10 protein-coding genes are annotated in these 14,214 nt (G+C 71.2%); all 10 read right to left on the bottom strand.

Annotation, left to right across the window (positions count from 1 at the left end; all coding sequences use genetic code 11):
• Positions 1–29: 29 nt before the first annotated feature.
• Complete coding sequence (locus ACWCRJ_RS34045) at positions 30–605, bottom strand: GNAT family N-acetyltransferase (protein ID WP_450942915.1); 576 nt, start codon at positions 603–605, stop codon at positions 30–32.
• Positions 583–2,862, bottom strand: a complete 2,280-nt coding sequence (locus tag ACWCRJ_RS34040; RefSeq protein ID WP_450942914.1) for an MMPL family transporter — start codon at positions 2,860–2,862, stop codon at positions 583–585. Before ACWCRJ_RS34040 ends, ACWCRJ_RS34045 begins: the two co-directional genes overlap by 23 nt.
• Positions 2,863–3,097: 235 nt before the next feature.
• Positions 3,098–4,654 carry an Asp-tRNA(Asn)/Glu-tRNA(Gln) amidotransferase subunit GatB gene (gene gatB, locus ACWCRJ_RS34035; RefSeq protein ID WP_450942913.1) on the bottom strand — a complete coding sequence of 519 codons (1,557 nt, stop codon included), beginning with the start codon at positions 4,652–4,654 and terminating at the stop codon, positions 3,098–3,100.
• Positions 4,606–5,211, bottom strand: coding sequence for a DUF4276 family protein (locus ACWCRJ_RS34030; protein ID WP_450942912.1), 606 nt, complete (start codon positions 5,209–5,211; stop codon positions 4,606–4,608). The genes gatB and ACWCRJ_RS34030 overlap by 49 nt, the downstream gene beginning before the upstream one ends.
• Positions 5,208–6,431 carry an AAA family ATPase gene (locus tag ACWCRJ_RS34025; protein ID WP_450942911.1) on the bottom strand — a complete coding sequence of 408 codons (1,224 nt, stop codon included), beginning with the start codon at positions 6,429–6,431 and terminating at the stop codon, positions 5,208–5,210. Before ACWCRJ_RS34025 ends, ACWCRJ_RS34030 begins: the two co-directional genes overlap by 4 nt.
• A gap of 136 nt (positions 6,432–6,567) precedes the next feature.
• Positions 6,568–6,810, bottom strand: coding sequence for a hypothetical protein (locus ACWCRJ_RS34020; RefSeq protein WP_450942910.1), 243 nt, complete (start codon positions 6,808–6,810; stop codon positions 6,568–6,570).
• Entirely contained in the window at positions 6,807–8,303 is a 1,497-nt protein-coding gene (gene gatA / locus ACWCRJ_RS34015) for an Asp-tRNA(Asn)/Glu-tRNA(Gln) amidotransferase subunit GatA (protein WP_450942909.1), read from the bottom strand. The genes ACWCRJ_RS34020 and gatA overlap by 4 nt, the downstream gene beginning before the upstream one ends.
• A gap of 7 nt (positions 8,304–8,310) precedes the next feature.
• Positions 8,311–8,607: an Asp-tRNA(Asn)/Glu-tRNA(Gln) amidotransferase subunit GatC gene (gatC, locus tag ACWCRJ_RS34010; protein ID WP_005480000.1), complete on the bottom strand. Its 297-nt coding sequence runs from the start codon at positions 8,605–8,607 to the stop codon at positions 8,311–8,313.
• A 777-nt stretch (positions 8,608–9,384) separates the two neighbouring features.
• Positions 9,385–11,751: a putative bifunctional diguanylate cyclase/phosphodiesterase gene (locus ACWCRJ_RS34005; RefSeq protein ID WP_450942908.1), complete on the bottom strand. Its 2,367-nt coding sequence runs from the start codon at positions 11,749–11,751 to the stop codon at positions 9,385–9,387.
• A gap of 228 nt (positions 11,752–11,979) precedes the next feature.
• Positions 11,980–14,199 carry an NAD-dependent DNA ligase LigA gene (gene ligA / locus ACWCRJ_RS34000; protein WP_450942907.1) on the bottom strand — a complete coding sequence of 740 codons (2,220 nt, stop codon included), beginning with the start codon at positions 14,197–14,199 and terminating at the stop codon, positions 11,980–11,982.
• Between the last annotated feature and the right edge of the window lie 15 nt (positions 14,200–14,214).

The raw sequence follows: 14,214 nt of genomic DNA, 5'->3' as shown, positions 1-14,214 counted from the left end.
CACCGTACGAATGTTGTCTGAGAGGTCTCTTAATGATCGCTGTGAACGCCGCGATCACGTGCCCCGCGCCATTCGGGCGCCAGGACGGACCATATCTCCACGTCGTGCCGGACGCCTCGATGGGGATACCGCTCCCGCTGCACACCGTCCCTGACCATGCCGAGCCGCCGTGCCACGTTCAGGCTCGGTGTGTTGCCGGAGGACGCGATCCACTCGACGCGGTGGATCGCGCGGACGTCGACGGCCCAGTCGATGAGGATCCGCATCGCGCGGGTGACGAGTCCCCGTCCGGTGCCTGCGGGCTCCAGCCAGCAGCCGACCTCACAGTTGGCGTTCGCCGCGTCGAAGTTGAGGAAGAGGACCCCGCCGACGAGTGTGCCGTCGAGCCAGATGCCGTGCAGGGAGCCGGTGTCGGCGGCGCGCATGTCGGCGTACCGCTGGAGGACGGCACGCGCGCCGTCGGTGTCCGTGGCGCTCTGGCCGAAGGGGACGTAGGTGTTGATGAAGTCCCGCCCCCGCTCCAGGTGCGTGAGGAACTCCTCGGCGTGCCAGGGTTCCAGGGGCCGCAGTTCGGCCCCGTCGTCACCCAGGGATATCGCGTACATCCGGCTGCCGCTCCTTCGCCCTCACGTCCGTCGCGTCGGCGTCCCCCGCCAGTACGTCCGCCGCTTCGGCGTCCGTCGCGGCGGCCAGCCTCTCATGGGCGGCGCGGGATTCGGGCGGCTCGATGCTGATGCGGGGCATGCGCCGGTCGAGCCAGCGGGGCAGCCACCAGTTGGCCCCGCCGAGCAGGTGCATGAGGGCGGGGACGAGGAGCGTGCGCAGGACGAAGGCGTCCAGGGCGACGGCGGCGGCCAGCGCGATGCCGAACATCGCGATCACGCGGTCGCCGCTGAGGACGAAGGCGAGGAAGACGGAGATCATGATGACCGCCGCGGAGTTGATCACCCGGCTGGTCTCGGCGAGGCCGACCCGGACCGCGCGCCGGTTGTCGCCGGTCTCCAGCCACTCCTCGTACATCCGGCTGACGAGGAACACCTGGTAGTCCATGGAGAGCCCGAAGAGGACCGAGACCATGATCACCGGGAGGAAGGGCTCGATCGGCCCGGCGCGGCCGAGGCCCAGCAGCTCGCTCCCCCAGCCCCACTGGAAGATCGCGACGACCACGCCGAAGGCGGCGGCGACGGCGGCGACGTTCATCGCGGCGGCCTTGAGCGGTATCCCGACGGACCGGAAGGCGAGCAGGAGCAGCAGACAGCCGAGGCCGATGACGACGCCCACGAACAGGGGCAGTTTGCCGACGATGACGTCCGCGAAGTCGTCGTACCCGGCGGTCACCCCGCCGACGTGCAGATCGAGCGTGGTGCCGGTCTCGGCCCTCGGCAACACCTCGTCGCGCAGCCGTTCGACGAGGTCGCTGGTCTTCGCCGACTGCGGGGAGGACGTCGGTACGACGGTGAGGTACGCGGTGTCACCGCCGGTGTTGTACGTCACCGGGGTCACCGCGGAGACACCCTCGGTGGCCCGGAGCGTGGTGTCGAGGTTGTCGAGCGCGAGCTTGTCGGCCGCGCCGTCGACCTTGGTGACGAGGGTGAGCGGGCCGTTCACGCCCGGGCCGAAGCCCTCGGCGAGGAGGTCGTAGGCCTGGCGGGTGGTCGTCGCCGCCGGGTCGTTGCCCTGGTCGGAGGTGCCGAGGCGCAGTCCGAGCGTGGGCAGGGCGAGCAGGGTCATGACGACGAGGGCGATCGCGCCGAGCTTCTTGGGGTGCCGCTCCACGAAGGCGGACCAGCGGGCGGCGAAGCCGGTGGGCAGCTCGGGTTCGGGGCCGTGCTCGGCGAGGCGGCGGCGCTCGCGGCGGCTGAGCGCGCGCATGCCGATGAGCGACAGCAGGGCCGGCAGCAGCGTCACGGAGGCGGCGACGGTGAGGACCACGGTGAGGGAGGCGGCTATCGCGACGCCGTTGAGGAAGCCGAGCCGAAGGATCAGCATGCCCAGCAGGGCTATGCAGACGGTGGCGCCCGCGAAGACGACGGCCCGCCCGGTGGTCGCGACCGCGTTCCGCGCGGCCTCCTCGACGGACAGGCCCCGTTTCAGCCCCCGGCGGTGCCGGGTCACGATGAACAGCGCGTAGTCGATGCCGACGCCGAGGCCGATCAGGGTCCCCAGCATGGGCGCGAAGTCGGCCACCGTCATGGCGTGCCCGAGCAGTGTGATCCCCGCGTAGGCGGTGCCCACACTGACCACGGCGGTCGCGATCGGCAGCAGGCTGGCGGCGAGCGAGCCGAACGCCAGGAAGAGGACGACGGCTGCGACGAGTACGCCGACGATCTCGGCGAGATGTCCGCCGGAGGCTTCGGTGAGGCCGATCGAGGTGCCGCCCAGTTCCACCTGGAGCCCGGCCCCCTCGGCGCCCTTCGCGGTGTCGACGACGGCCTCGGCCTGCGCCTTGTCCACGTCCTCGGCCGGCCGGTCGAAGGTGACGGTGGCGTACGCCGTACGGCCGTCCCCGCTGATCCGGCCGCCGTCGGCGCCGTCGTACGGGTCGGTGACGGCCGCGACGCCGGGCAGGCCGGCGATCTTGTCGAGGGTCTTCGTCATGGTCTGCTCGACAGCGGCGGCCCGTACGCTCGCGGTCCCGTCGCTCGTGTGCCAGACGACGGTGGCGCTGTCACCGCTGACACCCGGGAATCCCTCGTTCAGGAGGTCGGTGGCGCGGCTGGACTCGGTTCCGGGGGTCTTGTAGTCGTTGGAGTACGCGGCTCCCGCCACGGCTGCTCCGGCGGCCGTGCCCGCGAAGGCGAGCAGCCACAGCAGGACGGCGACAAGGCGGTGCCGGACACACCAGCGTGCAAGAGCGGCCACGGATCGTGCTCCTGAGGGGGGAGACTGAGCAATTCCTGGCAACTGTTGCACCACAATGTGATCGTTTGGCCCGTGTGAGGGTCTCCTCACAGAGGATGGGAGCCACCTCACAGGACAGATCACGGCACTCTGTCACCCCGCGTCACCGCCACGCGCACGCCTGAGGGCGGCCCATCGCCGTGATGTGCCGCCCTCAGGATCACGCGGGGAACCGGGGGTCCGTTCACCCCTCGGCTCAGCCTTCGGTGACGCCCAGCTTCTCCAGGATCAGCTCCTTGACGCGGGCCGCGTCGGCCTGGCCGCGGGTGGCCTTCATGACCGCGCCGACCAGGGCTCCGGCCGCGGCGACCTTGCCGCCGCGGATCTTGTCGGCGATGCCCGGGTTGCCGGCGATGGCCTCCTCGACTGCCGTCGTCAGGGCGCCCTCGTCGGAGACGACCTTCAGACCGCGCTTGTCGACGACCTCGTCGGGGGTGCCCTCGCCCGCGAGGACGCCCTCGATGACCTGGCGGGCGAGCTTGTCGTTCAGATCACCCTTCGTGACCAGCTCGGTGACGCGGGCGACCTGCTCCGGCGTGATGGCCAGCTCGTCCAGCGCCGTGCCGGACTCGTTGGCGCTGCGGGCCAGCTCGCCCATCCACCACTTGCGGGCCGAGGCGGCGTCCGCCCCGGCGTCGATGGTGGCGACGATGAGGTCCAGCGCGCCGGCGTTGAGGATCGCCTGCATCTCGGTGCCCGAGATGCCCCACTCCGCGAGGAGCCGATTGCGGCGCACCAGCGGCAGCTCGGGCAGCGCGGCCCGGATCTCCTCGACCCACTCGCGCGAGGGGGCCACCGGAACGAGGTCCGGCTCGGGGAAGTACCGGTAGTCCTCGGCCTCCTCCTTCACACGGCCCGAGGTCGTGGACCCCGTGTCCTCGTGGAAGTGCCGGGTCTCCTGGATGATCGTCCCGCCGCCGTTCAGGACGGCGGCGTGCCGCTGGATCTCGAAGCGGGCGGCGCGCTCGACGCTGCGCAGCGAGTTCACGTTCTTCGTCTCGGAGCGCGTGCCGAACTTCCTCCGGCCGTGCGGGCGCAGCGACAGGTTCACGTCGCAGCGCATCTGGCCCATCTCCATACGGGCCTCCGAGACGCCGAGCGCCTTGATGACCTCGCGCAGCTCACGCACGTACGCCTTGGCGACCTCGGGAGCGCGCTCGCCGGCGCCCTCGATCGGCTTGGTGACGATCTCGATGAGCGGGATGCCCGCGCGGTTGTAGTCGAGCAGCGAGTGCGAGGCGCCGTGGATACGGCCGGTCGCACCACCGACGTGCGTCGACTTGCCGGTGTCCTCCTCCATGTGGGCGCGCTCGATCTCCACGCGGAAGGTCTCGCCGTCCTCCAGCTGTACGTCGAGGTAGCCGTTGAAGGCGATCGGCTCGTCGTACTGGGAGGTCTGGAAGTTCTTCGGCATGTCCGGATAGAAGTAGTTCTTCCGGGCGAAGCGGCACCACTCGGCGATCTCGCAGTTCAGCGCGAGACCGATCCTGATCGCGGACTCGACGCCGATCGCGTTGACGACCGGGAGCGCGCCGGGCAGGCCGAGGCAGGTGGGGCAGGTCTGCGTGTTGGCGTCCTGGCCGAGTTCGGTCGAACAGCCGCAGAACATCTTCGTCTTGGTGCCGAGTTCGACATGGACCTCGAGGCCCATGACGGGGTCGTAAGACGCCAGGGCGTCCTCGTACGACACGAGGTCGGTCGTGGTCACAGGAAGTGCAACTCCTTCAGTGCGGTGGTCAGCTCCGCGCACCATCGCTGGTACGCGGGAAGGGTGTGGAGACGGTCGAGGTCGACGCGTTGGCCGAGCAGTTCCGCGAGCGTGCGTGTGTCGTACCCGGGCAGGACGGCGGCCAGCAGCGCCTTGGGGTCGGACACCCGCTCGACCTGTGTGCCCGAGGGCTCGCCGGCCCACGGCAAGGCGGAGATCACCGCCCCGGGCAGCGAACGCAGCAGGCCGCAGTCGGCGAGCAGCCACGCCTCTGTCTCCCGCACGGGCACGATGCCGACCATACGGCAGTCAAAGGGCGGTGCGGCGTCCTGCCTCAGCTTGTCGATCTTGCCCCGCTCACGGTGGTCGTTGTGCACCAGCAGCAGGTCACAGGTGGTGGCCAGATCCTGTGCCTCCTCGCAGAGCCGCGGGTGCGCCGTGCGCGCGGTGCTGGCCTCCCCGCGCTGGACCGTGTCCGCGACGTCGAACGGCATGGGTGCCCGCGCGGCCAGCTGGGTCAGCTGGCGTATCGCCAGCGTGGAGAGGAAGATCTCGTCCTCGGGGCCCTCGGCGAGCAGCCCCAGGGTCAGGTAACGGGTCACGCTCCGCTCGCCACCGCGCTCTCCAGGTACCGGCGGGCCTCCCGAGCTGGCACGAACGTCCCGCGCGGGCCGGACTCGGCCAGCGACCGCACCCTGCTGTGCCGGGAGGGCGTGCCGCCCCCGCCCACGCGGCTGACGGTGTCCACGAAGAACACGTCCGCGGGGTGGTCGTCGTAGACGGCGGACAGCACCACCGGGGAGTGGGTGGTGACAATCAGCTGCTGGGTCTGTCCCTCGCCAGTGCAGCGCCGCAGCCGTCGGACCAGTTCCCGGACCAGAGCCGGGTGCAGTCCGTTCTCGACGTCCTCGATCATCAGCGTGGAACAGCGGTTGGGCCCGTGGCCGGAGGACTTCGAGCGGCTCCGGGGCGGCACCGTCAGCCCCGCGTGGGCCGCGGTCAGCAGGGCCAGTACGTGCAGGGTCCCGTACGAAGCCAGCCGGACGGGCACGGGTGGCGCGTCGCGATAGATCAGGTCCAAGTCCCACACGCCACTATGCGGGTCGGGTGTGGGCCGCAGGTCGACGAGGCCAGGGAGCACGGCCGCGGCGTCGGCGCGCAGCAGCAACTCCCGGTGCCGGTCCCGGTCGGGGTCGGTCAGCAGGCGGCCGAGGACGGCCGCGAGGTTGTGGCCGTCGCGCGCCAGCCGGCGCTCGTCCGTCAGGTCCGGAGGGATGCGCATCAGCGCAGGTTCAGGGACGAGCCAGGTCCAACGCCCGCCGGGGAGGGAGCGGAAGGCATGGATTCCCTGCCGGGCGGTCTCGGCGATGTGCGCGCGCTGGCCAGGAGTCAGGTCCCAGCCCACGGGTGGCTCTGATAGCAGGGTGACCCGGCCGGCGACGCTCGGAGAGTGTTTGTCGCCGAGCTCCGCGCGGAGTTCCAGGCGCAGATGGCTCAGTGCCTCGCGGTGGGACTGCAGGAAGCAGATGACCAGCCGGATCCGGCCGGTGGTGGAGCCCTCGCCGTCCCGGTGGAAAAGGTCGAGTACCCTGCCCCGGCGCTCGTCCCCTGGGCGCAGATCGGTGAAGAAGAAGAGCGACTCCTTGTCGATACCCCAGCTGCCCAGCATGGCGTCCTTGCACATCTGGGACGCCAGGTCGACCGCTTCCAGGAGATTGGTCTTGCCGGAGCCGTTGGGGCCGACGAGGATGGTGAACGGCGAGAGGTCGAACGCCGCGTCACGGAAGGACCGGAACCCCTCGATCTCCATGTGCGTGATCATCTTGCGCCACCTCCCTGGTGTACCTCGTTGTCGTTGATCGTGGTGCCTGCCCCGAGGGGGCGGACCGCCCGCCCCCTCGGGGCGGTGCGGACGGGGCCGGGACCGGACCCTGATGGAACGGTCCCGGCACGATGTCTCAGCCCAGCAGGACGTCGTCGTCGCCCAGCCGCTTCAGTTCGCGGTACAGGATGGCGAGACCGGTGACGATGCCGACGGCGGCCACGGACGCGTCGATCAGCCGGAGCGTGTCCTGCTCGACGCGGGCCTTCTTGATCCGCTTGGCGATGCCCCACGCGCCGAAGGCGGTGGTGGCGATGGACACGTACGTACCGGACTTGGACTTCTGGAAGTCCTTGGCCTTGGACAGTGTCTTGCTCACAGCGACGGAGCCTCCTCGAGAAGCGGGTGCCCCCACTTTTCCACGAAGGCGGCCTCGACGGCGGCGCCGACCTTGTAAAGACGGTCGTCCTTCAGCGCCGGGGCGATGATCTGCAGTCCGACCGGGAGACCGTCCTCCGGCGCGAGGCCGCAGGGCAGGGACATCGCGGAGTTGCCCGCGAGGTTGGTCGGGATGGTGCAGAGGTCCGCCAGGTACATCGCCATCGGGTCGTCGGCGCGCTCGCCGATCGGGAAGGCGGTGGTGGGCGTGGTCGGCGAGACGATGACGTCGACCTGCTCGAACGACTTCTCGAAGTCCCGCGTGATGAGCGTACGGACCTTCTGGGCGCTGCCGTAGTACGCGTCGTAGTAGCCGGAGCTGAGCGCGTACGTGCCGAGCATGATGCGGCGCTTCACCTCGGGGCCGAAGCCCGCCTCACGGGTGAGGGAGGTGACCGTCTCGGCGGAGTTCGTGCCGTCGTCGCCGGTCCGCAGGCCGTAGCGCAGACCGTCGAAGCGGGCGAGGTTGCTCGAACACTCGCTCGGCGCGATCAGGTAGTACGCGGCCAGCGCCAGGTCGAACGACGGGCAGTCCAGCTCGACGATCTCGGCGCCCAGCTCCCTCAGCAGCTCGACGGACTCGTCGAAGCGCTGGACGACGCCGGCCTGGTAGCCCTCGCCGCGGAACTGCTTGACGACACCCACGCGCATCCCGGCGACGCTGCCGTTGCGGGCGGCCTCGACGACCGGGGGGACCGGGGCGTCGATGGAGGTGGAGTCGAGCGGGTCGTGACCGGCGATGACCTCGTGCAGGAGTGCCGCGTCCAGGACCGTGCGGGCGCAGGGCCCGCCCTGGTCGAGGGAGGAGGAGAAGGCGACCATGCCGTAGCGGGAGACCGCGCCGTACGTCGGCTTCACGCCCACCGTGCCGGTGACGGCGGCCGGCTGGCGGATGGAGCCGCCGGTGTCGGTGCCGATGGCGAGGGGCGCCTGGTAGGAGGCGAGGGAGGCGGAGGAACCGCCGCCGGAGCCGCCGGGGATGCGGGTGAGGTCCCAGGGGTTGCCGGTCGGCCCGTACGCGCTGTTCTCCGTCGAGGACCCCATGGCGAACTCGTCCATGTTGGTCTTGCCGAGGATGACGACGTCGGCGTCCTTCAACCGCTTGGTGAGGGTCGCGTCGTAGGGCGGGATCCACCCTTCGAGGATCTTCGAGCCCACGGTCGTCGGAATGCCGACCGTGGTGAAGATGTCCTTGAGCGCGAGCGGGACGCCGGCGAGCGGGCCGAGCTTCTCGCCCCTGGCCTTCTTCTCGTCGACGGCGCGGGCCTGGGCGAGGGCGCCCTCACGGTCGACGTGCAGGAAGGCGTGCACCTTCTCGTCGACGGCCTCGATCCGGGCCAGGTGGGCCTCGGTGACCTGCACGGCGGTGAGTTCGCCGGAGGCGATCTTCGCGGCGATCTGGGCCGCGGTGAGCTTGATGATGCTGTCGGTCATGACGTGATCAGTCCTCCCCCAGGATCTGCGGCACCTTGAAACGCTGCTGCTCCTGGGCCGGGGCGGCGGAAAGCGCCTGCTCGGGGGTGAGCGACGGACGGACCTCGTCCGCGCGCATGACGTTCGTCAGCGGCAGCGGGTGCGAGGTCGGTGGTACATCTTGGTCGGCGACCTCGCTGACGCGGGCGACCGCGCCGATGATGTCGTCCAGCTGACCCGCGAAGTGTTCGAGCTCTTCGGGCTTCAGCTCCAGACGCGCCAGCCGGGCGAGGTGGGCGACCTCCTCGCGCGTAATGCCAGGCATGCAGCGATCCTCTGGGGTGAGTGTGTGTGGTTTGGCGCCAATCCTATGGGGCGCGACGGCTTGACTGCGCCGCTGGGCCGGGCGCCCAGTGGCTCGGGGGCACTGTAATCGGGCGAGCGCGGGTGCGCGGGGCTTCTCGCGCAGTTCCCCGCGCCCCTGAAAGCCCAGGCCCTGCGGACCCGAAATGCGACGGGGGCCGCGGGCCTGGAAAGCGACGGGCTTGCGCGATGCTTGGCGGAGGGGGCTGCGCGATGCGCGGCGCCGGGGCCGTGGGATGCGTGGCGGCGGGGCCGTGGGATGCGTGGCGGCGGGGCCGAGGGATGCACGGCGACGGGGCCGAGGGATGCACCGGCAACGGAGCCACGGGACGCACGGGCGGCGGGGCTACGGAACGCACGGCGGCGGGGCCGAGGGATGCGTGGCGGCGGGGCTACGGAACGCACGGCGACGGGGCCGTGGGATGGACGGGCGGCGGAAGCCACGGGACGCACGCGCGGCGGGGCTACGGGACGCACGGCAGCGGAGCTACGGGACGCACGGCGACGGAGCCACGGGACGCACGGCGACGGAGCCACGGGACGCACGGCGGCGGGGCCGAGGAACGCACCGGCGACGGAGCTGCGGGACGCACGGCGGCGGGGCTGCGATGAAAAGCATGGGGCGCAGCCCCTGCTTTTCAGGGGCGCGGGGAACTGCGCGAGAAACCCCCACCGGAGCCGCACCCGCCGACGCACCCGAACCCCCGAGCTATGAGGCGCCCCCCACCCGCCCCCCTCGTCACTCCTCCGCCGTAGCCGCCGGCAGCGCCGCCGGCGGGCGCCGCTGCCAGCCCCGGGAACCCCGGGCCCGCAACCACGCGGTCGCCTCCTCCGCCGGCATCGCGGCGGCGACCAGCCACCCCTGGACCGCGTCGCACCCGAGATCCCGCAGCCGCTCCCACGTCTCGTCGTCCTCGACGCCCTCCGCGACGACGAGCAGCCCCAGCGAATGCGCGAGATCGACCGTGCAGCGCACGATCGCCGCGTCCTCGCTGTCGATCGCCAGCCGGGCCACGAACGACCGGTCGATCTTCAGCTCGCTGACCGGCAGCCGCCTCAGATGCACCAGCGACGAGTACCCCGTCCCGAAGTCGTCGAGCGACATCTTCACCCCGTGCCCGGTCAGCCCGGCGAGGGTGTCCGCGGCGCGCTGCGGGTCTTCGAGCAGCACATGTTCCGTTATCTCCAGCTGCAACGCCCCGGCGGGAACCCCGTGGCGGGCGAGCCGCGCGGCCACCGCGCCGGCGAAGCCGGGGGTGTGGACGTCGCGTGGGGACACGTTCACCGCCACCGGTACGTGCAGCCCCTGAGCACGCCACCGCGCCACCTGCCCGAGCGCGGTCTCCAGGACGTACTCCGTCAGGTGCGGCATCAGTCCGGAGGACTCGGCGATCGCTATGAACTCGTCCGGCGGCACCTTCCCCCGTTCGGGGTGCACCCACCGCACCAGGGCCTCCAGGCCGGCGACCTGCCCGTCGAAGCGGACCTTCGGCTGGTAGTGCAGCTCGACCTCGTGCGCGTCGAGCGCGCGCCGCAGGTCACCCAGCAGACCGAGCCGGTCGGGGGTGTTGGAGTCCCGCTTGGACTCGTAGACCTCCACGCCCGTACGGTCGCGCTTCGCCTGGTACATCGCCACGTCCGCCCGCCGCAGCAGTCCCTCCGCGTCGAGCGCGTGGTCGGGGAAGACGGCGAGCCCGGCACTGGCCTCCAGGACGAGGGTGAGCCCGTCCAGGTCGAGCGGTGAGCCGAGCGCGGCGACGAGGTTGCGGGCGACCCGCGACGCGGACGTCGTGGAGTCGGCGACGGGCAGCAGTACGGCGAACTCGTCACCGCCCAGCCGCGCGGCCTCCGCTCCGCGCGGCAGGGCGACCCGCAGCCGATCCGCTATCTGCAACAGCAACCGGTCGCCCGCGAGATGGCCGAGCGTGTCGTTGACGGACCTGAAGCGGTCGAGGTCGATCAGCAGCAGCGCCGACCGCGCCCCGATGCGTTCGGCGTCGTCCAGCGCGGTCCAGGTCCGCTCCAGCAGCCACTGCCGGTTCGGCAGGCCGGTGAGCGGGTCGCGCAGTTGTTCCTCCGCACGGGCGCGGGCTATCCACAGGGTGGAGTCGAGCGCGATGAGGGGGATGGCGAAGAGCGGCAGCAACAGGGGCTGAGCCAGGGCGACGACGCAGACGAGCGGCGCGATACCGAGCAGCGCGACGGCGACGAGCCCCTGTCTGACCAGGGCCGTACGGGCGACGGTGGGCAGTCCGCCGCGCGGTGCGGCCAGATGCCACAGCAGCACCCGGCTGACCGCAAGATAGGCGACCGCGACCAGGGCCACCTGCGGAGCCGAGTAGAGATTCCAGCTGTCCGGGTCCCAGGGCCGCTCCACCGAGGGGACGCGTCCGAAGACCCGCAGGACGAGCGCGGCGGCGCCGATGCCGAGGATGTCGACCGCGCCGTGCAGGACGCCCTGACGCCAGCGGCCCCGGCGGGCGACGCCGACGAGCACGACGACGGTGAGGCTGACCATCCCGGCGGCCACCCAGCCGTACAGCAGCAGGACGGCGAGGGTGAGGGCGGCGCCGGAGCCGGTGCCGCCCCACCAGCGCGCGCGGCCCATGGCGACGAGATGGCCGACGATGATGCCGGTCAGGAGGGCGAGGGACCAGCCGACCGTACCGGCCGGGAAGAGCGCGTGCGGTCCGACGAACGCCCGGTAGAAGCCGGCGCCGAGGATGGCACCGGCGAGGCCCACGATCACGGCGGGCAGCGCGGGCCAGGACAAATGCCGATCGGCGTCGTGACCGGGCAGTTCGTGTCCGCGGCCCTCGCCGAGCGCGCCGGTGACGACGGGTGCCCCGCCCATGGCGGCCGCGGTGCCGGAGCCGAGCTGGGCCGGGCCGGGTACGAGGGGGCGGGGTGCGCTCGCGCCCGCACGGCCCGGCGGCCATGCCGTACCGGTCCTGGACTCCGCCGTCGTCGCCTGCCCGGGGGCGTCCTCCCGGCTTCGCTCGAACGGGCGTCCTCCCATGAGCAGAGAGCGTCCCCGTCGCCAGGCCCCGGACACCCGGCGCAGGCGCAGCCGCGATTCCGGGGCGACGCTCTCGGTCGGTTCCATTCCCGTCCCTCTCACAGCCGGCGGTGCCCACGCCACGCGGCCCGTCGCTCTTCTCACGACCTCGACGGCACCGCGTCCGGCAACCCACCACGCGTCCGGGCACGGCAGGCGCACACCTCAACAGTAGGCCGCGCAAGGCTTCCACGGGCAGCGGTCGACGGCGGTTGCCCGAATGCGACCGGCCACCCGTATGCATCTGGTATGCGCCGAACGGGTGGCCTTCAACCCCTACTCCTCGATCGGGAGCGCGACTTCCGCCGCCGCGTCCGGTCCCTGTTCGAGCAGGACGGCGAAGCCGTCCTCGTCCAGGACGGGCACTTTGAGCTGCATCGCCTTGTCGTGCTTGGAGCCCGGATTCTCGCCCACCACGACGAAGGAGGTCTTCTTGGACACCGAGCCGGTCACCTTGGCGCCCCGGCTCTGCAGCGCCTCCTTCGCCCCGTCCCGTGTGTGGTGTTCGAGTGTGCCGGTCACCACGACCGTCAGCCCTTCGAGGGGCCTGGGTCCCTCGTCCTCACCGGCGCCCTTGTCCTCCAGCGGGACACCGGCCGCCTTCCACTTACGGATGATCTCCCGGTGCCATTCTTCGGCGAACCACTCCTCCAGGGCCTTCGCGACGATGGCGCCCACGCCGTCGACCGCCGTGAGTTCCTCCTGTGTGGCCTGCTCGATCCGGTCGATCGAGCGGAACTCGCGGGCGAGGGCCTGGGCGGCGACCGGTCCGACGTGGCGGATGGAGAGCCCGTTGAGGAAGCGGGCGAGCGGACGGCTCTTGGCCTCCTCGATCTTCTGGAGCAGGGCGAGGGTGTTCTTCTTCGGCCCGCCCTCCTTGTTGGCGAAGACCGTGACGACCTTCGGCTCGCCCGTCTCGGGATCGTGCTTGGGCAGACCGCTGTCCGCGTCCAGGACGTACGCCTTGATGGGGAGCAGCTTCTCCACGGTGAGGTCGAAGAGGTCGCCCTCGTCGACCAGGGGCGGGTCGGCCGGCTCCAGGGGCCGGGTGAGCGCGGCGGCGGCGACCCCGCCGAAGTGCTCGATGTCCAGGCACTCCCGGCCCGCCAGATACGCGACGCGCTCCCGCAACTGGGCCGGACAGCTGCGGGCGTTGGGGCACCGCAGATCGATGTCCCCCTCCTTCATCGCACGCAGCGGGGTCCCGCACTCCGGGCACTCGGTCGGCATCACGAACGGGCGCGTCTCGTTCTCGTCGCGCAGGTCCACGACCGGGCCGAGGATCTCGGGGATGACGTCACCGGCCTTGCGGATGACGACCGTGTCCCCGATGAGGACGTTCTTGGCCTTGACGACCTCCTGGTTGTGCAGGGTGGCGAACTCGACCTCCGAGCCGGCCACGGTCACCGGCTCGACCTGGGCGTACGGAGTGACCCGACCGGTGCGGCCGACACCCACCTTGATGTCGATGAGCCTGGTGTTGACCTCCTCCGGCGCGTACTTGTACGCGATGGCCCAGCGGGGTGCGCGCGCCGTGGACCCGAGACGTCCCTGCAGCCGGATCTCGTCGAGCTTGACCACCGCGCCGTCGATCTCGTGCGCCACGGAGTGGCGGTGCTCGCCGTAGTGGGCGATGAACTCCCGTACGCCGTCGAGGTCGTCGACCACCCGGTTGTGCTCGGCGGTGGGCAGGCCCCAGGACTTGAGGAGGTCGTAGGCCTGGGAGAGGCGGGTGAAGCCGCCGTCGAAGCCCTCCAGGGCGCCGATGCCGTGGACCACCATGTGCAAGGGGAGGGTGGCCGTGACCTTGGGGTCCTTCTGACGCAGTGAACCCGAGGCGGAGTTGCGGGGGTTGGCGTACGGCTTCTCGCCGGCCGCGACCCGGCGTTCGTTGAGGCCCTGGAAGGCTTCCATCGGGAAGTAGACCTCGCCGCGGATCTCGACGAGCCGGGGGACGCGGTCGCCCTTCAGCCGGTGCGGGATCTCGGCGATCGTCATGACGTTGGGTGTGATGTCCTCGCCGACCTCGCCGGTGCCGCGGGTGGCGGCCCGGGTCAGTCTGCCGTCCTCGTACGTCAGGTTCACCGCGAGGCCGTCGATCTTCAGCTCGCACAGCAGGTGGTAGTCGGTGGTGCCGACGTCCTTGGCCACGCGCTCGGCCCAGGCGGCGAGGCCCTCGTCGTCGAAGACGTTGTCGAGGGAGAGCATGCGCTCGCGGTGCTCGACCTCGGCGAGATCGGTCTTGTACTCGGCGGCGACCTTCTGCGTCGGTGAGTCCGGGGTGCGCAGTTCGCTGAACTCGTCCTCCAAGGCCTCCAGGGTGCGCAGGAGTTCGTCGAACTCCGCGTCGCTGATGACGGGAGCGTCCTGCCCGTAGTACCGGGCGCGGTGCGCCTCGATCTCCTCGGCGAGCCGCGCGTGCTTCTCGCGTGCCTCGGGGGGCACCGTCGCCTCGGCGGGTACCGATGTGGGCTGTGCGTCCTGGTCGCCGGCCACCGTGTTGTCCTCCCG

It is taken from the genome of Streptomyces sp. NPDC002324 (assembly GCF_053593335.1).
The sequence above is the reverse complement of the archived record's forward strand: the minus strand, read 5'-3'. Positions and strand labels throughout refer to the sequence as shown.